This is a genomic window from Leifsonia williamsii (assembly GCF_030433685.1).
In the GTDB taxonomy this organism is placed as follows: Bacteria; Actinomycetota; Actinomycetes; order Actinomycetales; family Microbacteriaceae; genus Leifsonia; species Leifsonia williamsii.
Window position 1 is genome coordinate 946,310 of record NZ_JAROCF010000001.1, and the last position, 20,437, is coordinate 966,746.

Here is a 20,437-nt window from a genome sequence, read left to right on the forward strand (position 1 = left end):
CGGCATGACGGTCGACGTCCGCCCCGAGACCCCGGTCGCGCGCCCGTCGCGCGGCCGGGGCGCCGGGCCCTCCACCCCCTCCCGCCGCCGCCGTCGGCTCGTCGCCGCCGGCCGCCCCTGGCTGCTGCTCGCGCCCGCGCTGATCGTGCTGGCCGGCCTGCTGCTCTGGCCGCTCGTGCGCGTCGTGATCTTCTCGCTGCAGGACTACGGCCTGCGCGAGATCGTGAGCGGCCGCACCAACTTCATCGGCCTCCAGAACTACGTCGAGGTCTTCACCAACTCCACGCTGTGGGCGGTCGCCCTCCCGAACACGGTCGTGTTCGCCGTCCTCTCGGTGACGGGGACGGTCGTGCTCGGGACGCTGGTGGCGCTCCTCATGGCCAATCTCGGCCCGACCTGGCGGACCGTCGTCGGCAGCGCGATCATGATCGCGTGGGCGATGCCCGCGGTGACCGGCACATACGTCTGGATCTGGATCTTCGACGCCGACAACGGCATCGTCAACGCCACGCTCAAGAACCTCGGGCTCATGCAGGAGCCGTTCAACTGGTTCACCAACCCGGTGAGCTTCTACGCGATCGTGCTGCTGAACATCATCCACCACGGCTTCCCGTTCGTCGCGATCACCGTGCTCGCCGGTCTGCTCGGCGTTCCGAAGGAGATGCTGGAGGCCGCCGAGATGGACGGCGCCGGCCCGGTGCGGCGCTTCTTCTCGATCATCGTGCCGTCGCTCAAGCAGGTCTTCGCCGTCGTGATCATCCTGTCGACGATCTGGGACTTCAAGGTCTTCGCGCAGGTCTACCTGATGCCGGGAGGCTCCGGCTCCAACCGCCAGGTGCTCAACCTCGGCGTGTGGTCGTACGTGGAGTCGTTCGGGCAGAACCGCTACGGGTTCGGCTCGGCCATCGCGGTGCTGCTCACCCTCGTGCTGCTGGCCATCACGGTCGTCTACGTCCGCACCATGCTCAAGGAGGACAAGCTGTGAACCGCAAGCTGCGGGGCCGGATCGTGCGGGGCGTGCTCGTCGCGCTGCTGCTCGTCTTCACCCTCTTCCCGGTCTATTGGATGGTGTCGAGCGCCTTCGACAAGCGGGCCTCGAGCGGCGGCCAGTCGCTCGTGCCGCAGGAGTTCACGTTCGACAATTTCGCGTACGTGCTGACCTCCGGCGGGTTCGACGTGTTCCTGCGCAACTCGGCGATCGTCGCGGTCGCGGTCGTGGTGCTGTCCGCGGTGCTCGCGCTGCTGGCCTCGGTGGCGGTGGCGCGCTTCCAGTTCACCTTCCGCACCGCGATGCTGTTCATGATCCTCACCGTGCAGATGGTGCCGCTGGAGGCGCTGGTCATCCCGCTGTTCGTGCAGGTGCGCGACCTGGGGCTGCTCAACCAGCTGCTCGGCCTCATCGTCGTGTACGTGGCGCTGTCGCTGCCGTTCGGCATCTGGATGCTGCGCGGCTTCGTCGCGGCCGTTCCTGTCGAGCTGGAGGAGGCCGCGTACCTCGACGGCGCGAGCTGGTGGCGGATGTTCCGCTCGGTGCTCTTCCCGCTCGTGATGCCGGGTCTTGTCGCGACGAGCGTGTTCGCCTTCATCACCGCGTGGAACGAATTCATCTTCGCCATGACCCTGCTCGGCGGCGCGACGCAGAACTACACCGTGGCCATCGGTCTCAAGCAGTTCTTCGGCGAGCACACCAACGAGTGGGGCTACGTGATGGCGGCCTCCACGATCATCACCATCCCGGTGATGGTGTTCTTCGTGCTCGTGCAGCGCCGGCTCTCGAGCGGCCTGGTGGCGGGAGCCGTCAAGGGATGAGGATCGTCTCGCTGCAGTCCGGCACCAGCGTCGACGGCATCGACGTGGCGGTGGTCGACGTGGCGCCGGTCGACGCACCGGGCGCCTCCGCCGAGCGGCCCACCCTCTCGCTGCGGCCGCTGCTCGCGCGCACGGTCGCCTGGCCGGCGGCTCTGCGCGCCGAGCTGCTCGCTGCCGTCGCCGGTGAGCCGATGACGCCCGAGAGCTTCTGCCGGCTCGACGCGCTGGCCGGCCAGGAGTTCGCGCGCGCCGCCGCGGATGCGGTGGAGGCGGTGCGTGGGCTGCCCGGAGGCGCAGCCGATCCCGACCTCGTCGTCTCGCACGGCCAGACGCTGCACCATTGGGTCGAGAGCGGTCACGCGCGCGGCACCCTGCAGATCGGGCAGCCGGCGTGGATCGCCGAGCGGCTCGGCGTCCCCGTCCTGTCGGACGTCCGCTCGGCCGACATCGCGGCCGGCGGCGAGGGCGCACCCTTGATGGGGTTGTTCGACCGCGCCTGGCTGGCGGGGGAGGCGGCAGCCGCCCGACGGCCGATCGCCACCGTCAACCTCGGCGGCATCGCCAATGTGCAGGTCGTGGCACCGGGCGGCACCGCCGTCGCCTTCGACAGCGGCCCGGCCAACGGGCTCATCGACGCCGTGGTGGCGCGGGCGACGGGAGGCGAGCGGACGCAGGACACCGACGGACGGCTCGCTCACGCGGGCCGGGTGCGGGAGGCCCTGCTCGGGGCGCTGCTGACGCATCCGTACTTCTCCGCCGCGCCGCCCAAGAGCACGGGCCGGGAGACGTTCGACCTCGCGGTCGTCGACCGCGCGCTCGCGGCGTCCGGCCTCCGCCCCTCCACCGAGGATCTGATCGCGACGCTCACCGCCCTCACCGCGCGGACCGTCGCCGACGCCGTGCTGGCGGTCGGCCCTGCGCCGGCCATGCTCATCGCCTCGGGCGGCGGCGTGCACAACCCGGCGCTGATGCGGGCCCTGGAGGCTGCGCTCGCGCCCCACGACACCTCGGTCGTGACGAGCGACGCGCTGGGCGTGCCCGCCGACCACAAGGAGTCGCTGCTGTTCGCACTGGTCGGTTGGCTGAGCTGGCACGGCGTGCCCGCCGAGCTGCCCGGTACACCGGCGGGGAGGGCGCGCGTCCTCGGGCGGCTGACGCCGGCCATGGGCCGGCCGCTCGCCCCGAGCACCGGGCGTGCGCTGACCGGCGTCTCCGGGCTGCGGGTGGAGGCCCCACAAGCCGAGGCTTCGCGGGTCGAGACCCCCGCCCCCGTCGCCGCGACCGCAGAGGAGGCGCACGCGTGAGCGAGCGACAGACCACGAGTGACCAGCAGACCATCGCCGCGCTGCGGGATGAGCTGGGCGGCCTCGCCACGGAGGCGGTGAGCGAGCGCACGCGCGACCTCGACATGCTGTCGGTCGAGCAGCTGGTCGCCGCCATGACCGCGGCCGACGCCGAGGTCCCGGCCGCGGTCGAGCGCGAGAGCGCGGCGATCGTCGTCGCCGCGACCGGCATCGCGGAGCGCCTGGCCCGCGGCGGCCGGCTGCTGTACTTCGGAGCCGGAACCGCCGGGAGGCTCGGCGTGCTCGACGCGAGCGAGATCCCGCCGACCTTCGGCGCCCCTCCCGAGCTGGTCGTCGGCGTCATCGCGGGCGGCGACACCGCGCTGCGGAGCGCCGTCGAGGACGCCGAGGACGACGAGGAGGCAGGGCGCGGCGCAGTGCGCGACCTTCAGGTCGGGCCCGATGACGCGGTCGTCGGCATCTCGGCATCCGGCCGCACCCCGTACGTGCTCGGCGTCGTCGCCGAGGCCCGCGCGGCCGGTGCGTTCACCGTCGGCCTCGCCTGCAACGCCGCGTCGCCGCTCGCCGCGGCCGCCGAGGCGGGCATCGAGGTGGTGGTCGGCCCGGAGGTGCTCACCGGCTCCACCCGGCTGAAGGCGGGGACCGCGCAGAAGATGGTGCTCAACATGCTCAGCACCATCGCGATGGTGCGGCTCGGCAAGGTCTACGGCAACCTGATGGTCGACCTCCGTGCGACGAACGCGAAGCTGCGGGCCCGCTCCGAGCGCACCGTTATGCTGGCGACGGGTGCCGACCCCGGGACGGCCGCGGCGGCCCTCGATGCGGCAGGCGGACGGATGAAGGCGGCGATCCTGATGAGCGAGACCACCCTCGACGTCGACGCGGCGGTGGCGTTGCTCGCCGCCCACGGCGGACGCCTGCGCGAGGCCGTTGCCGCGGCGCACGCGGGAGAGGCGATGACGCAGGCGGGAGCGGTCCGTGCGGGCTGATGTGCTCGGCGCGGTCCGCCAGGCCGTGCCGAAGCTGAGCACGACGGAGGCGCGGATCGCCGAGGTGATCCTGGCGAACCCCGAGCGCGTCGTCGAACTGACCATCTCGGAGCTGTCGGCGATCTGCGGCGCCTCCGAGGCCACGATCGCGCGGTTCTGCCAGGGCATCGGCTACACCGGCTACCGCCAGTTCCGGCTGGCCGTGGCGGCGGCGACGAGCCGCGAGGAGGCGGAGCGCGAGCGGTTCGCGCTGACGCAGAGCGAGATCGACCCGGGCGACGACGCGCGCGAGGTCGTCGCCAAGATCGCCTACCAGGAGGCGACCGCCATCGAGAGCACCGCGAAGAGTCTCGACGTCGAGGAGCTGGATCGGGTCGTCGCCGCGATCGTCGCGGCTCCGCGGATCGACGTCTACGGCTCCGGCTCGAGCGGCCTCACCGCCCAGGACCTGCAGCAGAAGCTCTCCCGCATCGGGCTGACCGCCTTCTGCTCTCCCGACTCCCATCTCGCCCTCGCGTCGGCGGCGCTGCAGCGGCCGGGCAACGTCGCGATCGGCATCTCGCACTCGGGCGAGACCATCGAGACCACGCACGCGCTGTCGGTGGCCCATGCCGCAGGCGCGACGACGGTCGCGATCACGAACTTCCCCGCCTCCACGCTGACCGAGGTCAGCGACCACGTGCTCACGACCCAGGCGCGCGAGAGCCGGTTCCGTTCCGGGGCGATGGTGAGCCGGATAGCGCAGCTCGCACTGGTCGACTTCCTCTTCGTGCGCGTCGCGCAGCAGCTCTCCGACCGCGTGACCGAGGCGCTACGGCTCACCTACGAGGCCGTGAGCGCGCAGCGGCCCGCGCGGCCGTCGGCGCCGGAGCGATGACGGCGGCCGACCTCCTGCTGCCGCGTCCCGCAGAGGTGCGCGACGCGGCCGGTGAGTTCGTCCTGCGCGCGGGCGCGCGCCTTCGCGCGGATGCCGGGGGAGCGCCGGTGCTGGCCTGGCTCTCGGCCCGCTTGCGCGCCGCGAGCGGCCTCGCGCTCGACGGCTCCGAACCGGAGGCTCCCGGCGTGGAGCTCGCCGTCGACCCGGTTCTCGCCGACGAGGAGTACCGCCTGTCGGTAGCGCCGGGCGGTGTCCGGATCACGGGAGGCGCGACCGCCGGCGTCGCGCACGGCGCGCAGACCCTCCTCCAGCTCCTGCCGCCCGTGGTGTACCGCAGCGCGCCCGTTGCCAGCACTCGCTGGGCGGCCCCGGCGTGCGAGGTGGCGGACCGGCCCGCGTACCGCTGGCGCGGCGCGCTGCTCGACGTGGCCCGGCACTTCCTGCCCCTGCGTGAGGTGCTGCGCTTCGTCGACCTGCTCGCCGCACACCGCCTCAACGTGCTGCAGCTGCACCTCACCGACGACCAGGGCTGGCGCTTCCCGGTGGACCGGTATCCGCTGCTGACCGAGGTGGGCGGCTGGCGCCGCGAGTCGCAGGTCGGCTTCGGGCGTGACGCTCCCGGCGACGGCCGCCCGCACGGCGGCTTCTACAGCAAGGACGACCTCCGCGAGCTCGTCGCCTACGCCGCTGCCCGCGGGGTCACCGTCGTGCCGGAGATCGAGGGCCCCGGCCACGCGCAGGCCGCGATCGCCGCCTATCCGGCCCTGGGCGTCGGCGACCGCAGGCTCGAGGTCGGTACCCGCTGGGGCATCATCCCGAACGTGGTGAACCTGGAGGAGTCGACGGTCGCCTTCTACTGCGACGTGCTCGACGAGGTGCTCGACATCTTCCCGTCCGCGTACATCGGCATCGGCGGCGACGAGTGCGTCAAGGACCAGTGGATCGCCGACCCGCGCACCCAGGAGCGGCTGCGCGAGCTGGGCGCGGCGACACCGGAGGAGGGCCAGAGCTGGTTCGTGCGCCGGCTCGACGCGCACCTCGCCTCCCGGGGACGCCGCTCGTACGGGTGGGACGAGATCCTGGAGGGCGGCCTCGCCCCCGGCGCGACGGTCGCCAGCTGGCGCGGCGAGAGCGGGGCGGTGGCGGCGGCGCGGGCCGGCCACGACGTGGTGCTCTGCCCCGACAGCACGCTCTACCTGAACTACCGGCAGTCCGACTCCCCGGACGAGCCGATCCCGCTGATCGTGCCGATCACCGTGCGCGACGTCTATAAGTACGACCCGGTGCCCGCGGGGCTGACAGAGCAGGAGCGGGGGCACGTGCTCGGCGCGCAGGGCAACCTGTGGACGGAGTACATCGACTCGCCGCGGACGCTGGACTACTTCGCCTTCCCTCGGCTGTGCGCGCTGGCCGAGGCGCTCTGGACGGCCGGCGAGCGCGACGCGGACGCGTTCGCCGAGCGGCTCGACCGGCACCTCGCGCGCCTCGACGCGCTCGGCGTCGAGTACCGCCCGGCGGACGGCCCCCGGCCGTGGCAGACCCGCCCGGGCATCCCGGGCCGGCCCGTCACAGCCGAGGAGCGCGCCGCCGAGGTCGCCGCGCTGACGGCGTCGCTGCGCTGACGGCGCTGCGGACGGGGGTCAGGCCGCGTTCAGGCGCTCCAGCTCCTCGGGGGTCAGCTCGACATCCACCGCCGTGAGGGAGTCACGGATGGTCTCCGGTCGCGACGACCCCGGGATCGGGATGACGTTCGGCGCCTGCGCCAGGTGCCAGGCCAGCGCGACGACCTGCGGGCTGATGCCGCGCGCCGACGCGATGTCGGCGAACGGCTCGAACCGGTCACCCAGCTCGGCCGCGTTCGTGATGCCACCGAGCGGGCTCCACGGCAGGAACGCGATGCCCAGCTCCTCCGTGAGCCGAAGCTCCGGCTCGCTCGACCGGAAGGCCGGCGAGAACTGGTTCTGCACCGACACGAGCCGCCCGCCGAGCACCTCCTGCGCCTCCCGGATCTGGTCCTGGTCCGCGTTCGAGATGCCCGCCATGCGGATCACGCCCTCGTCGAGCAGGTCGCGCAGCGCGCCGACGGACTCCGCGTACGGCACGTCCGGGTCGGGACGGTGGAATTGGAACAGCCCGATCGCGTCGCCCCCGAGCCGGCGCAGCGAAGCCTTCGCCGCTTCCTTGAGGTAGTCCGGCCGCCCGTGCACCGTCCAGCTGCCGTCGCCCGGCCGCAGGTGCCCGCCTTTGGTGGCGACCAGCACGGTGGAGGCGTCGCCGCCCCAGGTGCGCAGCGCCTCCGCGATGAGCTCCTCGTTGTGGCCGGTCTCGTCCGCGTGCAGATGGTAGGCGTCGGCGGTGTCGATGAAGGTGGCGCCCGCGTCGAGGGCGGCGTGGATGGTCCGCAGCGAGCGCTCGCGGTCCGGGCGGCCCTCGATGGACATGGGCATGCCGCCCAGGCCGATGGCGCTGACCTCGACGTCTCCGATCCTGCGCGTCTTCATGTGGTCTCCTCCACTCACCATGCGTAGTCCTCGGGCGCCGTGCGGTGCCCGGGGAAGATCTCGTCCAACCGCTGCAGCGCCGCGTCGTCGAGCGTCACGTCGAGCGCGCGGAGGCCGCCCTCCAGCTGCTCCATCGTGCGCGGGCCGATGATCGGGCCAGTGACGCCCGGCCGGGTCAGCAGCCAGGCCAGCGTGATGTCGCCGGGCTCGTGGCCGAGCTCGGCGGCGAAGTCCTCGTACGCCTCGATCGCGTCGCGGTGCTTCTCGAGCGTCTCGGCGGCTCGGCCCTCCAGGCGGCGCTTGCCCTCGTTCTGCTTGCGGACGACTCCGCCGAGCAGCCCGCCCTGCAGCGGCGACCAGGCGATCACGCCGACGCCGTTCGCCTGCGCGGCGGGCAGCACCTCCAGCTCGACCTGGCGGGTGAGGAGGTTGTAGATCGACTGCTCGCTGACCAGGCCGACGAAGTTGCGCTTACGCGCCTCCGCCTGCGCCGTCGCGATGTGCCAGCCGGCGAAGTTGCTCGAACCGGCGTAGAGGATCTTGCCCTGGGCGACGGCGACCTCCATCGCCTGCCAGATCTCCTCCCAGGGGGTGTCCCGGTCGATGTGGTGGAACTGGTAGATGTCGATGTAGTCGGTCTTGAGCCGCTGGAGGCTGGCGTCGAGCGCGCGGCGGATGTTCAGCGCCGACAGCCTCCCCTCGTTGGGCCAGTCGCCCATGTCGCCGTACAGCTTGGTCGCGAGCACGGTGCGCTCGCGGCGGCCGCCTCCCCTCGCGAACCAGTCGCCGATGATCGACTCGGTCGCACCCTTGCCGAGGTGCTGGCCGTAAGCATTGGCGGTGTCGAAGTAGTTGATACCCGCCTCGTGGGCGGCGTCCATGATCGCGTGCGAATCCTCCGCGCTCGTCTGCGGCCCGAAGTTCATGGTGCCGAGGACGAGACGCGAGACCTTCAGGCCGGAACGGCCGAGATGCGTGTACTCCATGGCGTCAGCATCCCCCCGGGGCGGGGAAAGGCCAACGGGTGGCGGGAGGAAATGTGCGAAGGTGCACTTGCGTATGAAATATTAACGGTAAGGTGCTTCTCGTGAAAGCTCGACGAAGAGATGAGGGCGCCCCAACGCGCTTGGAACGAGGTGCCGCGACGGTGGCAGCGCTGGCTGTAGGGGGACTAGCCTGCGGGCTCCTCTCCGGCTTCGCCCCGGCTGATGCCGAGGCGGTGAACGCGGCGGAGGCCGTCGCGGCCATTCAACAGGTCGCTCCGGAAGCCGTCGCGGCGGCGATCGGCGGAACGAACGGTGCGGACGCTGCAGCAGCGGCGACCGCCGCGACCGAGGCCGGGACCGTCGTCGTCCCCGCGGATGCGGCCGCCGGCATCCGGCTCGGCGGGGAGACGCCCGGCCTGACCATCGGTCTTCCGTTCGCCCAGAGAGCCGACGACGCGACCGCGTCCGCGCTGCCGGGGGTGGTCGTCTACGACAACAACAACGGCTCCTCCACGGTTCCGGTGATCCGCCGCAACGGCAGCGTGCAGATCAACACGGTCATCGACCGTCCCACGGCGCCGAAGCGGTATCTCTACGCGATGGCGCTCCCAGTGGGTGCATCCCTGCGGTCGACCCCCGGCGGTGGCGTCGAGTCGTTCGGCGGGGCTCCGGATGCGGCGGTGCTCCACGTCGACGCGCCGTGGGCCAAGGATGCGCGGGGAGGTGCCGTCCCGACGCACTACGAGGTCTCGGGACGCTCCTTCACCCAGGTGGTCGACTTCACGCCGCGGACCGCTTTTCCGGTGACGGCGGACCCGGCGATCTACATCGACCGCACCACCACCCAGGTGATCAATGTGGTGAATCGCGGGGTGCAGACGCGATGGAAGTTTCAACTCTTGCACCGCGGCTGTGCGAACGTCGTGCAGCGTGAGTAGGACCTATGTGGCATCGGCGACCGTCCAAACGGCTCTGAATGCCTCGGCGGCAACCGTCGGGAGCTCCATCGGCATCAGCGCCGGCGCGAGCACCGAACTATCGATCAAGTGCGGGGTCAGCAAGGGCCCCGGCAGGGCAACGCTCTATGCACAAGCCACGAAGAAGACGTACCAGATTCGGAAAACCCGGATCTACGGTGTCTCGTCCTTCGGCTCGAAGTTGAAAACGGAAGTGAGAACCAGTGCGATGCTGACTGCCTTCAAGCCCAATGGGCGGTACTCGTGCGTGTAGGTTGGCTAATTTTCCTCGGAGTGGTCGCGGCCGTCGTCCTCATAGCCATCGGCTTCGGGCTGGCGGACCTCGGGCGGATCGCGGTGTGCGACGGTCCCATCGTCGACGCCGCACCCTGTAACGGCGCCCGCCTGCGCCAGTCGATCTTCGCCTCGGCGCTCGCGTTGGCCGGGATCATCGCCGCGGCGGTCCTGATCGCGGCGTTCGTCGTCGCGCATCGGCCGCGCCCGACTTCGACGGCAACCGTCGTCGACGAGGCGCCGGCCGAGCGCGACTGACGCAGCCCCAGACGGCTACCGCGACACGGGTGCGGCGGAGTACGCCCCCGCCGCGATGTCCTCGAACAGCGTGGGGCCGCTCGGGGTCCATCCCAGCCGCTCGCGGGTGAGGGCGCTGGAGGCGGGGATGTCGGCGCTGAAGAACGCGCCGAGCCAGCCGAAGTGGTCGGCTGCCTCCTCGGCGGGGATGGAGGCGGTGGGTACCCCGAGCGCTTCACCGAGCGCCGCGGCGATCGCGCGGGTCGGGAGGCCCTCCTCGGCGACGGCGTGCACAACCGGGAGCGCCGGCGCGCCCGCGAGCGCCTCGTCCATCGCGAGGGCGATCAGCCGGCCCGCGTCGGAGCGGTGCACGGCCGGCCAACGGTTGCTCCCGTCTCCGACGTAGCCCGCAACGCCGGTGCGTCGCGCGATGTCCGCGAGGACGGCGGTGAAGCCGTGGTCGCCCGCGCCGTGCACGGTCGGGGCGAAGCGCAGCGCGACGGGGCGCACGCCGCGGTCGGCCGCCGAGAGCGCGAGCTGCTCGGCTCCACCGCGGGGCGATTCCGGTCCCGAGAACGGCGAGGCGTCGCGCTCGGTCGCGATCCTGCCTGCGGCGAGCAGGGCGAGGCCGGAGGCGAAGAGGAATGGCTTGTCGGTGCCCTCCAGCGCGCCCAGCATCGTCTCGACGGCGGCGCGCTCGGCGAGGCCCGACGACGCGTAGGCGTCGAAGTCGTGCTTGAAGGCGAGGTGGAGGACGCCGTCCGCCTCCTCCGCTCCCGAGCGGAGGCTGTCGAGGTCGTCCAGGCTGCCTCGGTGGACGCGGGCGCCTGCGGCGAGGAGGGCGTCGGCGGAGGTGTCGGAGCGGGCGAGGCCGGCCACCTCGTGGCCGGCGGCGAGGAGCTCCGGGACGGCGGCCGAGCCGATCCAGCCGGAGGCTCCGGTGACGAAGATGCGCATGTGCGGTCCTTTCGAGCGGTGATGTCAGGATGTGACATCAGCGGAAGCGTAGCACTGATGTCAGCAACTGTCATCAGAGTGTCTGCACCCCGGTAGACTGGCCCGCATGGGACGCTGGCAGCCGGACGCACAGGGGCGCCTCTCCGTCGCCGCGCTGGAGCTGTACGCCGAGCGCGGCTACGACCGCACCTCCGTCGCCGACATCGCCGCGCGTGCGGGCGTGACCGAGCGCACGTTCTTCCGCCACTTCTCCGACAAGCGCGAGGTGCTGTTCGACCGCACGAACGCGATGGGCGCGGCGGCCGTCGCGGCCATCGCGGACTCGGCGCCGGGGCTCTCGCCGTTGCAGCGCGCGGAGGCGGGCATGGCTGCGGCCGGCGCCTTCCTGGAGGAGCGGAGGCCGTGGGCGCGGGCGCGCGCGCAGGTCATCGCGGCGACCCCCAGCCTCCAGGAGCGCGAACTGCTCAAGCTGTCGACGCTCGCCGACGACTGCGCGACGGCGATGCGCGAGAAGGGCGTGCCGGAGCCCGCGGCCACCCTGGCGGCGGAGGCCGGGGTGGCGGCGTTCAAGATGGCGTTCGCCGGCTGGATCGCCGACGACGACCCGCAGACGATCGCGCAGCGCGTCCATGCGCACCTGCGCGATCTGCGGGAGCTGGCGGTGGGCTGACGAGCGCCACCGCCGGGGGCGTCAGCGGCTCAGCGCCGCCTCCAGCTCCGGGTCCGTCGGCTCGACCAGGTGGCTGCCGTCGGGGAGCACGATCACGGGGATGTTGGTGCGGCCGCTGATCGCGCGGGCACGGTCGGCCTCCTCCGGACGCTGCACGAGGTCGATGTACTCGTACTCGGCGCCGAGCCGGTCGAGGAGGGCCTTGGAGCGGATGCAGTCGCGGCACCAGTCGGCGCCGTACATGGTGATGGCGGGGGAGGTCATCCCTCCACCCTACGAGCGGCCGGCTGTGAGTCCTGTGGGCAACGTGCCGTCGATGATCAGCGTGGCCCGGCCGCTCGTCGCCTCGATCAGCCGTCCGTTGACGCCGTCGACGTCGCAGGCCCAGGCCAGGGCCGCCTCGGGCGTGCGGCCGTGCCGGGTGTGCCGGTCGACCAGGCGGCGCACGCGCTCCTCCTCGGGCGTCGCCACGAACCAGCTCTCGGCGAGGAGGGCGGGGATGCGGTCCCAGGGCGACTGCGGCGCGAGCAGGTAGTTGCCCTCCACGACCACGAGCCGCACCTCCGGCGCGACTTGGATCGACCCGGCGACCGGCTCGTCGACCGTCCGCTCGAAGGCGGGCGCGTACACCGGGTTGTCGCGCTCGTCCAGGATGCGCCGCAGCAGCGCGACGAACCCCCAGCCGTCGAAGGTGTCGATCGCTCCCTTGCGCTCGTGCCGCCCAAGCGCGTCGAGGGTGGCGTTGGCGAGGTGGAAGCCGTCCATCGGCAGGTACGCCGCGACCGCCTCCCCGGCTCGTTCGTTGACGGCGGCGGCGATGGCGCGCGCGAGGGTGGTCTTGCCAGACCCGGGACTGCCGGCGACGCCGAGCAGCGCGCGCGAGCCGGGCGCGGGCACGAGGCCGAGAGCGCGCTGGGCCAGCGCGTCGAAGGGGAGGGAGGAGGGGGAGGCGGAGGTCACGGGACCATTGTGCCCTCCGCCCCCGATGCGCGAGGCCGCGGCCTAGACCCCGACCCGCGCTGGCTCGTACCGCACCGGCGCGAACACCCGCCCCACGAGCCCGCGCAGCGTCTCCAGGTCGCCGCTGATCAGCCCAGCGGCACGCCCCTGCACCAGCGCGTTGCCGATCGCGGTCGCCTCCACCGGTCCCGCCAGCACCGGCACGCCGAGGCGGTCGGCGGTGGCCTGGCAGAGCAGAGCGTTGCGCGCGCCTCCGCCGACGATGTGCACCGTGTCGACCGTCACGCCCGACAGCGAGGAGGCCGTGCGCACCGCGCGCGCGAAGGCGTCGGCCAGGCTCTCGATGATCGCGCGCACGATACCCGCCGGGCTCGCCGGCGCGCGGAGGCCGCGCTCGGCGTACCAGTCGGCGATCCGGCCCGGGAGGTCGCCGGGGGCGAGGAAGCGCGGGTCGTCGGCGTCGAAGAGGTCCGTCGGGCGGGGGAGGGCCGCGGCCTCGCCGAGCAGCGACTCCAGGGTCACGTGGAGGCCGCGGCGCTGCCACTCGCGCACCGATTCGCTCAGCAGCCAGAGGCCCATCACGTTGTGCAGGTAGCGCACACGGCCGTCGACGCCGCCCTCGTTGGTGAAGTTGGCGGCGCGGCTCTCGTCGGTCAGCACGCGCCGCTCCAGCTCCACGCCGACCAGGCCCCAGGTGCCGCAGGAGATGTACGCGGCGCGCTCGGCCTGCATCGGCACGGCGACGACCGCGGAGGCGGTGTCGTGCGATCCGACGGCCGTGACCGTCGGGCCGGCGCCCGCGAACGGCAGGTCCGCGGCGAGCGACGGGAGCAGCGGCCCGACGGCCGTGCCCGCGTCCACCAGCGGCGCGAACAGGTCGCGCGGAAGGCGCAGCCGCTCGATCAGAGCATCGTTCCACGAGCCGTCCGCGGCGAGCAGCCCGGTCGTGGAGGCGTTGGTGCGCTCGGCGTGCTCCCGCCCGGTCAGCCAGTACGTGAGCAGGTCGGGGATGAGGAGGAAGCGGTCGGCACCCTCCAGCGCCCCGGTCTCGCGGTCGACGGCGAGCTGGTACAGCGAGTTGAACGGGAGGAACTGGAGGCCGCCCTCGCGGTACAGCTCCTCCGGCGCGACCGTCGCGTGCACCAGCTCCACGCCGTGCGCCGTGCGGTCGTCGCGGTAGTGGTACGGCTCACCGCGGAGCCGACCACGGCCCAGCAGGCCGTAGTCGACCGCCCACGAGTCCACGCCGATGCTCGCCAGCTCGGGCTCCGCCCGCGCGACCGCGGCCAGGCCCTCCAGCACGCTGGAATACAGGCCGGTCACGCTCCAATGCAGGGCCGCGCGGTCCCCCTCCCACACCCGCACGGGCGTGTTGAGGAAGCGGGCCGCCTCGGTCAGCTCGAGCGTGTTCGCGCCGACGCGGGCGTGCATGACCCGGCCGCTCGTCGCGCCCAGGTCGACCGCCGCGACGGCGCCCGCGCGCCCCGCCACGCTCATCGCAGGAACGCCGCCGCCACGCCGGCGTCCACGGGGATGTGCAGACCGGTCGTGTGGTCGAGGTCGCTGGTGCAGAGGACGAACACCGCGTTGGCCACGTGCTCCGGCAGCACCTCGCGCTTGAGCAGCGTGCGCTGCGCGTAGTACTTGCCCAGCTCCTCCTCCGGCACGCCGTAGACCGCGGCGCGCTTGGCGCCCCAGCCGCCGGCGAAGATGCCGGAGCCGCGCACGACACCGTCGGGGTTGATGCCGTTGACGCGGATGCCGTGGTCGCCGAGCTCGGCGGCCAGCAGGCGCACCTGGTGGGCCTGGTCGGCCTTCGTCGCCGAGTACGCGATGTTGTTCGGGCCGGCGAAGATCGAGTTCTTCGACGAGATGTAGACGATGTCGCCGCCGAGCTTCTGGTCGATCAGCACCTTGGCCGCGGCGCGCGAGACCAGGAACGAGCCCTTGGCCATGACGTCGTGCTGGAGGTCCCAGTCGGCCGTCGTGGTCTCCAGCAGCGGCTTGGAGATGGAGAGGCCGGCGTTGTTCACGACCAGGTCGAGGCCGCCGAACTGGAGGAGCGCGGCGGCGATGGCCTCGTCGATCGCCTTCTCGTCGGTGACGTTGGCGGCGACGCCCAGGGCGACGTCGGCGTTCCCGATCTCGGCCGCGGCGGCCTGCGCCTTCTCCAGGTCGAGGTCGGCGATGACGACGCACGCGCCCTCGGCGGCCAGACGCGTGGCGATGGCCTTGCCGATGCCGGAGGCGGCGCCGGTGACGAGCGCGACGCGGCCGGCGAGCGGCTTCGGCTTCGGCATGCGCTGCAGCTTCGCCTCCTCCAGCGCCCAGTACTCGATGCGGAACTTCTCGGCCTCGTCGATCGGCGCGTAGTGCGAGAGCGCCTCGGCGCCGCGCATCACGTTGATCGCGTTGATGTAGAACTCGCCGGCGACGCGGGCGGTCTGCTCGTTGGCGCCGTAGGAGAACATCCCGACGCCCGGGATGAGGATGATCGCCGGGTCCGCACCACGGATCGCGGGGGAGTCCGCGGTCGCGTTGCGGTCGTAGTACGCCTGGTAGTCGGCGCGGTACGCCTCGTGCAGCTCCTCGAGCCGGGCGACCGAGTCCTCGATGGAGGCGTCGGCCGGCAGGTCGAGGACCAGCGGCTTCACCTTCGTGCGCAGGAAGTGGTCGGGGCAGCTCGTGCCCAGCGCGGCCAGGCGCGGGTGCTCGGCGTGCGCGAGGAAGTCGAGCACGACCTCCGCGTCGGTGAAGTGGCCGACCTGCACCTTGTCGGTGGAGGCGATGGCGCGCAGGTGCGGAGCCAGCGCGGCCGCCTTGGCGCGGCGCTCGCCCTCGGGCAGGGCTTCGTAACCCTCCAGGACGGGACCGAACGGGTCTGGACGGCCGTTGGCCGCGATGTACTCCTCGGCGGTCTTGATGATCCACAGGGAGTTGGCCTCGGCCTCCTCGCTCGTGGCGCCCCAGGCGGTGATGCCGTGGCCGCCGAGGATGGTGCCGATCGCCTCCGGGTTCGCCGCCTTGATCGCGGCGATGTCGAGGCCGAGCTGGAAGCCGGGGCGGCGCCACGGCACCCACACGACGCGACCGCCGAAGATCGTCTTGGTCAGCTCCTCGCCGTCGGCCGCGGTCGCGATCGCGATGCCGGAGTCGGGGTGGAGGTGGTCGACGTGCGCCGCATCCACGAGGCCGTGCATCGCGGTGTCGATCGACGGCGCTGCGCCGCCCTTGCCGTGGAGCGTGTAGTCGAAGGCGGCGACCATCTCGTCCTCGCGCTCGACGCCGGGGTAGACGTTCTGCAGTGCGCGGAGGCGGTCGAGGCGCAGCACCGCGAGGCCCTGCTCCTTCAGCGTGCCGAGGTCGCCCCCCGAGCCCTTCACCCAGAGCAGCTCGACCGGCTCGCCGGTGACGGGGTCGGTCTCGGTGCCCTTGGCGGAGGTGTTGCCGCCGGCGTAGTTGGTGTTCTTCGGGTCGGACCCGAGGCGGTTCGAGCGGGCCAGGAGGGCCGCGACGGTCTCGTTGGTCATGCTGTTCACGCTCCCCATCCGGCCTGGGTACCGCCAACGCGGTCGGCCTCGATCTTCTGCTGGTACCCGGACGCCTTGTAGGCGGCCATCGGGTCGGCCGGGAGGCCGCGGGTCTCGCGCCAGGCGGCGAGGTCGGCGCGCACGTCGGTGTTGAAGGCGTCCATGAAGACGGTGTTGGCGGCGAGCACGTCGCCGGCGCGCTGGGCGGCGTCGAGCGCCTCCGTGTCGACGAGGAGGGCCTTGGCCGTCGCCTCCTGCACGTTGAGCACCGAGCGGATCTGGCCCGGGATCTTCGCCTCGAGGTTGTGGCACTGGTCGAGCATGAAGGCCACGTCCGGGTTGGCGTAGCCGCCGCCGCGGATCACCTCGAAGACGATGCGGAACAGCTGGAACGGGTCCGCGGCTCCCACGATCAGGTCGTCGTCGGCGTAGAAGCGGCTGTTGAAGTCGAACGAGCCGAGCTTGCCGAGGCGCAGCAGCTGCATGACGATGAACTCGATGTTCGTGCCCGGCGCGTGGTGGCCGGTGTCGAGGCACACCATCGCGCGGTCGCCGAGCGCGGCGGTCTGTACGTAGCTGGTGCCCCAGTCCGGAACATCGGTGTGGTAGAACGCCGGCTCGAAGAACTTGTATTCGAGCACGAGGCGCTGGCCTTCGCCGATGCGCTCGTAGATCTTCTGGAGGCTGTCGGCCAGCCGGTCCTGCCGGGCCCGCATCGAGTCCTGGCCCGGGTAGTTGGTGCCGTCGGCGAGCCAGATCTTGAGGTCGCGCGACCCGGTCTCGTTCATGATGTCGATGCACTCGAAGTGGTGGTCGATCGCCTTCTGGCGGATCCTGTCGTCCCAGTGCGTGACCGACCCGAACTTGTAGTCGTCGTCCTGGAAGGTGTTCGAGTTCACGGTGCCGAGCTCGACGCCGTTGTCCTCGGCGTGCTTCTTGAGGTCGGCGTACGAGTCGACCTTGTCCCACGGGATGTGGAGCGCCACGGTCGGCGCGAGGCCGGTGTGCCTGTGCACCTGGGCGGCGTCCGAGATCTTCTCGAACGGGTCGCGCGCGGTGCCGGGGGTGCCGAACACCTTGAACCGGGTGCCCGAGTTGCCGAACGCCCAGCTGGGGAGCTCGATCGCCTGCAGCGCGAGCTGCGAGCGGATGTCGTCGGTGAGGGTCATGGTCTCGCTTTCGTGTCGTGGTGGGTCAGGCGCGCGCGTCTTCGCGTGCGGTGGAGTCGGTGGAGGTGGTGGTCGGTGTGTCGCGGCCGTAGCGCTCGGCCTCGATCTGCCGGAGCGACTTGCCCTGCGTCGCCGGCGCCCAGATGACGCCGATCAGGAGGGCGACCACGAGGAACGCGATCAGGATGAGGCCGACCGTCGGCACGCCGGAGGCGGCCAGGAGCACCGGGAACACCGAGCTCAGCAGGCCGACGGCGATGCGGGCCGCGAAGAACAGCACGCCCTGCGCGCTCGCCCGGTACGGCGTCGCGAACAGCTCGGCCGTCCAGACGCCGTAGAAGGCCTGCGCACCGATGCCGGCCGCGATGCCCCACGAGATGGCGAAGGTGAGCAGGGTCGGCAGCCCGGGAGGGGCGAACACCAGCACGACCCAGGCCAGGATGCCGAGCACGGCGCCGATGAAGTACAGGACGCGGCGCGACATCCGGTCGGCCAGCTGCATGAAGCCGAAGTAGGTCGCGAGCACGGTGCAGCCCCAGACGAGCACCTGCAGGAGGTCCTGCTCGACGGCGCTGTGCACGCCGGCGGCCTCGTAGACGCGCGGCATGAAGATGCCTGCCTGGCCGGCGACGAGGTTCCAGAAGCCGTAGACGCCGAAGAGGAACAGCAGCGCGGTGATGTTGGCGCGCTTCGAGAAGAGGGCGCGCATCCCGGTGCCCGAGTGGGTGGTGGAGACGGCGCCCGTCTTGACGTCGGTCCACAGCTTCGACTCGGGGAGGCCCTGCCGCACCCACCAGACGATGGCGGCCACCACGAACAGGTGGGCGAAGATCAGGCGGCTGCCGAGCAGGCCCAGCGGGGCGAGCGCGGCCGCGAGGGCGAATCCGACGAGCGGGCCGATCGACCAGGCGAGCTGGGCCATGCCGACGTGCTTGCCGCGCGCGTGGTCCGGCGCCTGCTCGGCGATGTAGGTCCAGGAGGCGGGGACGCCCGCGCCGACGGCGATGCCGGTGATGAGGAAGGCGGCGAACAGCATCCCGGCGTTCACCGCGAAGACCGCGAGCAGCACGCCGAGCATGTAGAGCAGCAGGTCGTACGTGTAGATGAACTTGCGGCCGAGCCGGTCGGTCAGTGGGCCGCCCAGGATCGCTCCGATGGCCGCGCCGAACGCGTTGGCGCTGAACGCGGCGAGGATGCCGACGAACCCGTCGGTCAGGTGGAACTGCGTCTGCCAGAACCCGAGGCTCGTCGCGATCGCGATGATCGATCCGGACTCGATGTAGTTCGACATGGCGACCGACGTGGTGGCCCGCCATCCGGTGGTGCTGCTGCTTCCGACTCTCATCGTCGTTGGTGCTTCCTTACTGCTTCGTTGCGGTGCGATCCGGGCTCAATCGAGATGGAAGTACTCGGTCAGCCGGTTCATGGTGCTGTCGGGCGCGGCCTCCTCGGCGAAGAACTCGGCCATGCCCGCCTGCCAGCGCGCGTTGACCTCGCGCTCGTTCATGGCGGCCTGGGCCGCCTCGAAGTCGTCGGTCTCGAGGTAGCCGACGACGAGTCCCTCCCGCTTGTCGACGAAGAGGGAGTAGTCGTGCCAGCCGGTCTCGCGGAGGGCGTCGAGCATCTCGGGCCAGACGGTCTCGTGCGCGGCGAGGTAGTCGTCGATGCGCTCGGGCTTGAGTCGCATCGTGAAGCACACGCGGCGGGATTCGGACACGAGAACTCCTTTGTACGTCGGTCGTGGGCGCTGAATCGTTTCAAGAGTACACAGCGCCGTCGTGAGGCACAACCCGGACGGTTGGTTGCGCCGGAGGCGCGCCGCGACGCGCCGCGTCGGCGGCCGGTACTCCGGAGGCAGCGCCGCTTCCTCGTCCGGGTTCCGGAGTTGCGCGCGGCGGTAGTCAGATCCGGAGCGCAAGCGCGGACGGCCCCGACTCTCCGGAGTTGCGGGGCAACACGCCGCGCCGACGGGCCGACCTCCGGAGTTACTGCGCGGATACGGCGGCGGGGGCGGAGGAGCGGCGCACGATCAGCTCCGGCACGAAGCGGACGTGCTGGTGCACGTGCGTCGCTCCCGCGTCGAGATCCTCGATCTCGCGGAACAGCAGCTCGCCGGCCGAGTAGCCGATCTCGCGGCGCGGCTGCCGCACCGCCGAGAGCGGCACGGCGGCCGTCGCGGCGAAGTCGATGTCGTCGTAGCCGACGATCGCGACGTCGTCGGGCACGCGCAGCCCGGCGGTCACGAAGCCCTGTAGGAGTCCGAGCGCGAGGAGGTCGTTGGCGGCGAACACCGCGGTCGGCCGCTCGCCAGCGGGGAGGGCGAGGAGGCGCTCCGCGGCCTCCCGTCCGTCGCGCGCGCCGAGCGTGGCGGTGTCGACGACCGACAGCTCGACGGGCCGAGGGGCGTCGGCGACCGCCCGGCGGGACCCCGCGAGACGGTCGCGGATCTGCTGCAGCTCGGCCGGCCCGCCCACGAAGGCGATCCGCTGGTGGCCGCCGTCGATCAGGTGGGCGACGGCGAGCCGGCCGCCCTCCACATCGTCCACCGCGACCGAGCACGCCTCCACGTCGGAGGCGACCCGGTCGACCAGCACGGTCGGCATGCCGCGCTCGCGCAGGCGCTCGACCGAGCCTCCCGCCACCCCGATCGGGGCGAGCAGCATGCCGCGAACGCGCTGCTGCTCGAAGGCGGCGAGCTGCTGCCGCTCGCGCTCGGGGTCGTTGCCGCTGTTGCCGAGCTGGATGGAGAAGCCGCGCTCGAGCGCGAACGCCTCGGCGCCCGTGTACAGGTCGGTGAAGAACGGGTTCGCGACGTCCATGACGACCATCGCGAGGCTGCGGCTGGCGCCGGCCCGCAGCTGCCTCGCGGACTCGTTGCGGGTGAAGCCGAGGGCGGCGATGGCCTCCTCGACCGCTCGCCGGGTGGGCTCCGCGACGATGTCGGGGCGGTTGAGCACGTTCGAGACGGTGCCGACGGCGACGCCGGCGAGGGCGGCGACATCCTTCACGCTGGGACGCTTGGCGGCCACTTCGATCCTCCCCGGTCGGCGTGATTGAACGCATTGAACGCTTGGCGAGCATCGTATCGTTTCAACGCCGTGGCCGCGCCTCGCCACCGACAGCGACCGTCGGCTCGCCGCCTCCCGCGCCCGCCGACGTCAGCACACATTCGGCACAAATGCAGGGAATCGGGCGCTC

General features: G+C 72.0%; 20 protein-coding genes. 9 read left to right on the forward strand and 11 right to left on the reverse strand.

Annotation, left to right across the window (positions count from 1 at the left end):
• The first annotated feature begins 4 nt into the window (after positions 1-4).
• Genes P5G50_RS04510 through P5G50_RS04535 form a run of 6 tightly spaced genes read left to right on the forward strand, consistent with a single transcriptional unit; the run spans position 5 to position 6,601 of the window.
• Positions 5-985: a carbohydrate ABC transporter permease gene (locus P5G50_RS04510; protein ID WP_301210087.1), complete on the forward strand. Its 981-nt coding sequence runs from the start codon at positions 5-7 to the stop codon at positions 983-985.
• Entirely contained in the window at positions 982-1,809 is an 828-nt protein-coding gene (locus P5G50_RS04515; RefSeq protein WP_301210089.1) for a carbohydrate ABC transporter permease, read from the forward strand. The genes P5G50_RS04510 and P5G50_RS04515 overlap by 4 nt, the downstream gene beginning before the upstream one ends.
• The gene (locus tag P5G50_RS04520; RefSeq protein WP_301210091.1) at positions 1,806-3,113 is read left to right on the forward strand and encodes an anhydro-N-acetylmuramic acid kinase; all 1,308 of its coding nucleotides are present in this window, start codon (positions 1,806-1,808) and stop codon (positions 3,111-3,113) included. The genes P5G50_RS04515 and P5G50_RS04520 overlap by 4 nt, the downstream gene beginning before the upstream one ends.
• Positions 3,110-4,102 (forward strand): N-acetylmuramic acid 6-phosphate etherase, encoded by a 993-nt coding sequence (gene murQ / locus P5G50_RS04525; protein WP_301210093.1) that lies wholly within the window; start codon positions 3,110-3,112, stop codon positions 4,100-4,102. Before P5G50_RS04520 ends, murQ begins: the two co-directional genes overlap by 4 nt.
• Entirely contained in the window at positions 4,092-4,979 is an 888-nt protein-coding gene (locus tag P5G50_RS04530) for a MurR/RpiR family transcriptional regulator (RefSeq protein WP_301210095.1), read from the forward strand. The genes murQ and P5G50_RS04530 overlap by 11 nt, the downstream gene beginning before the upstream one ends.
• Positions 4,976-6,601, forward strand: coding sequence for a beta-N-acetylhexosaminidase (locus tag P5G50_RS04535; RefSeq protein ID WP_301210097.1), 1,626 nt, complete (start codon positions 4,976-4,978; stop codon positions 6,599-6,601). Before P5G50_RS04530 ends, P5G50_RS04535 begins: the two co-directional genes overlap by 4 nt.
• Positions 6,602-6,619: 18 nt before the next feature.
• Here P5G50_RS04535 and P5G50_RS04540 read toward each other — a convergent pair whose 3' ends face one another.
• Entirely contained in the window at positions 6,620-7,480 is an 861-nt protein-coding gene (locus P5G50_RS04540) for an aldo/keto reductase (protein ID WP_301210099.1), read from the reverse strand.
• A 14-nt stretch (positions 7,481-7,494) separates the two neighbouring features.
• Positions 7,495-8,466 carry an aldo/keto reductase gene (locus P5G50_RS04545; protein ID WP_301210101.1) on the reverse strand — a complete coding sequence of 324 codons (972 nt, stop codon included), beginning with the start codon at positions 8,464-8,466 and terminating at the stop codon, positions 7,495-7,497.
• 161 nt (positions 8,467-8,627) lie between these two features.
• Here P5G50_RS04545 and P5G50_RS04550 point away from each other — a divergent pair, with 161 nt between their 5' ends.
• Together P5G50_RS04550 and P5G50_RS04555 are read left to right on the forward strand one after the other, a co-directional pair.
• On the forward strand, positions 8,628-9,404 hold the full coding sequence (locus P5G50_RS04550) for a hypothetical protein (protein ID WP_301210103.1): 777 nt from the start codon (positions 8,628-8,630) through the stop codon (positions 9,402-9,404).
• A gap of 312 nt (positions 9,405-9,716) precedes the next feature.
• Positions 9,717-9,974 (forward strand): hypothetical protein, encoded by a 258-nt coding sequence (locus P5G50_RS04555; RefSeq protein ID WP_301210104.1) that lies wholly within the window; start codon positions 9,717-9,719, stop codon positions 9,972-9,974.
• A 15-nt stretch (positions 9,975-9,989) separates the two neighbouring features.
• On the opposite strand, the gene P5G50_RS04560 is transcribed toward P5G50_RS04555, so the two are convergent.
• Positions 9,990-10,910: an SDR family oxidoreductase gene (locus P5G50_RS04560; protein ID WP_301210105.1), complete on the reverse strand. Its 921-nt coding sequence runs from the start codon at positions 10,908-10,910 to the stop codon at positions 9,990-9,992.
• A 106-nt stretch (positions 10,911-11,016) separates the two neighbouring features.
• Here P5G50_RS04560 and P5G50_RS04565 point away from each other — a divergent pair, with 106 nt between their 5' ends.
• On the forward strand, positions 11,017-11,580 hold the full coding sequence (locus P5G50_RS04565) for a TetR/AcrR family transcriptional regulator (RefSeq protein WP_301210106.1): 564 nt from the start codon (positions 11,017-11,019) through the stop codon (positions 11,578-11,580).
• Positions 11,581-11,601: 21 nt separating this feature from the next.
• Here the strand turns inward: P5G50_RS04565 and P5G50_RS04570 are convergent, their stop codons facing one another.
• From P5G50_RS04570 to P5G50_RS04605, 8 genes are all read right to left on the reverse strand, one after another.
• The gene (locus tag P5G50_RS04570) at positions 11,602-11,844 is read right to left on the reverse strand and encodes a glutaredoxin family protein (protein WP_301210107.1); all 243 of its coding nucleotides are present in this window, start codon (positions 11,842-11,844) and stop codon (positions 11,602-11,604) included.
• A gap of 9 nt (positions 11,845-11,853) precedes the next feature.
• Positions 11,854-12,540 (reverse strand): nucleoside/nucleotide kinase family protein, encoded by a 687-nt coding sequence (locus P5G50_RS04575; RefSeq protein ID WP_301210108.1) that lies wholly within the window; start codon positions 12,538-12,540, stop codon positions 11,854-11,856.
• Positions 12,541-12,582: 42 nt separating this feature from the next.
• Positions 12,583-14,037, reverse strand: a complete 1,455-nt coding sequence (locus P5G50_RS04580) for a rhamnulokinase (protein ID WP_301210110.1) — start codon at positions 14,035-14,037, stop codon at positions 12,583-12,585.
• Entirely contained in the window at positions 14,034-16,070 is a 2,037-nt protein-coding gene (locus tag P5G50_RS04585) for a bifunctional aldolase/short-chain dehydrogenase (RefSeq protein WP_301210111.1), read from the reverse strand. Before P5G50_RS04585 ends, P5G50_RS04580 begins: the two co-directional genes overlap by 4 nt.
• Before the next feature lie 5 nt (positions 16,071-16,075).
• Complete coding sequence (gene rhaI / locus P5G50_RS04590; protein WP_301210112.1) at positions 16,076-17,239, reverse strand: L-rhamnose isomerase; 1,164 nt, start codon at positions 17,237-17,239, stop codon at positions 16,076-16,078.
• Between the two features lie 25 nt (positions 17,240-17,264).
• The gene (locus P5G50_RS04595) at positions 17,265-18,584 is read right to left on the reverse strand and encodes an MFS transporter (protein ID WP_301210113.1); all 1,320 of its coding nucleotides are present in this window, start codon (positions 18,582-18,584) and stop codon (positions 17,265-17,267) included.
• A 45-nt stretch (positions 18,585-18,629) separates the two neighbouring features.
• A complete protein-coding gene (locus P5G50_RS04600) occupies positions 18,630-18,956 on the reverse strand; it encodes an L-rhamnose mutarotase (RefSeq protein WP_301210115.1) in 327 nt (108 codons plus the stop codon).
• A 268-nt stretch (positions 18,957-19,224) separates the two neighbouring features.
• Complete coding sequence (locus P5G50_RS04605; protein ID WP_301210116.1) at positions 19,225-20,268, reverse strand: LacI family DNA-binding transcriptional regulator; 1,044 nt, start codon at positions 20,266-20,268, stop codon at positions 19,225-19,227.
• Between the last annotated feature and the right edge of the window lie 169 nt (positions 20,269-20,437).

Coding starts and splice junctions, on each gene's coding strand:
- P5G50_RS04510 (WP_301210087.1), top strand. CDS start 5: ATGACGGTCGACGTCCGCCCCGAGACCCCGGTCGCGCGCCCGTCGCGC.
- P5G50_RS04585 (WP_301210111.1), bottom strand. CDS start 16,070: ATGACCAACGAGACCGTCGCGGCCCTCCTGGCCCGCTCGAACCGCCTC.
- rhaI (WP_301210112.1), bottom strand. CDS start 17,239: ATGACCCTCACCGACGACATCCGCTCGCAGCTCGCGCTGCAGGCGATC.
- P5G50_RS04580 (WP_301210110.1), bottom strand. CDS start 14,037: ATGAGCGTGGCGGGGCGCGCGGGCGCCGTCGCGGCGGTCGACCTGGGC.
- P5G50_RS04565 (WP_301210106.1), top strand. CDS start 11,017: ATGGGACGCTGGCAGCCGGACGCACAGGGGCGCCTCTCCGTCGCCGCG.
- P5G50_RS04595 (WP_301210113.1), bottom strand. CDS start 18,584: ATGAGAGTCGGAAGCAGCAGCACCACCGGATGGCGGGCCACCACGTCG.
- P5G50_RS04560 (WP_301210105.1), bottom strand. CDS start 10,910: ATGCGCATCTTCGTCACCGGAGCCTCCGGCTGGATCGGCTCGGCCGCC.
- P5G50_RS04535 (WP_301210097.1), top strand. CDS start 4,976: ATGACGGCGGCCGACCTCCTGCTGCCGCGTCCCGCAGAGGTGCGCGAC.
- P5G50_RS04540 (WP_301210099.1), bottom strand. CDS start 7,480: ATGAAGACGCGCAGGATCGGAGACGTCGAGGTCAGCGCCATCGGCCTG.
- P5G50_RS04570 (WP_301210107.1), bottom strand. CDS start 11,844: ATGACCTCCCCCGCCATCACCATGTACGGCGCCGACTGGTGCCGCGAC.
- P5G50_RS04545 (WP_301210101.1), bottom strand. CDS start 8,466: ATGGAGTACACGCATCTCGGCCGTTCCGGCCTGAAGGTCTCGCGTCTC.
- P5G50_RS04520 (WP_301210091.1), top strand. CDS start 1,806: ATGAGGATCGTCTCGCTGCAGTCCGGCACCAGCGTCGACGGCATCGAC.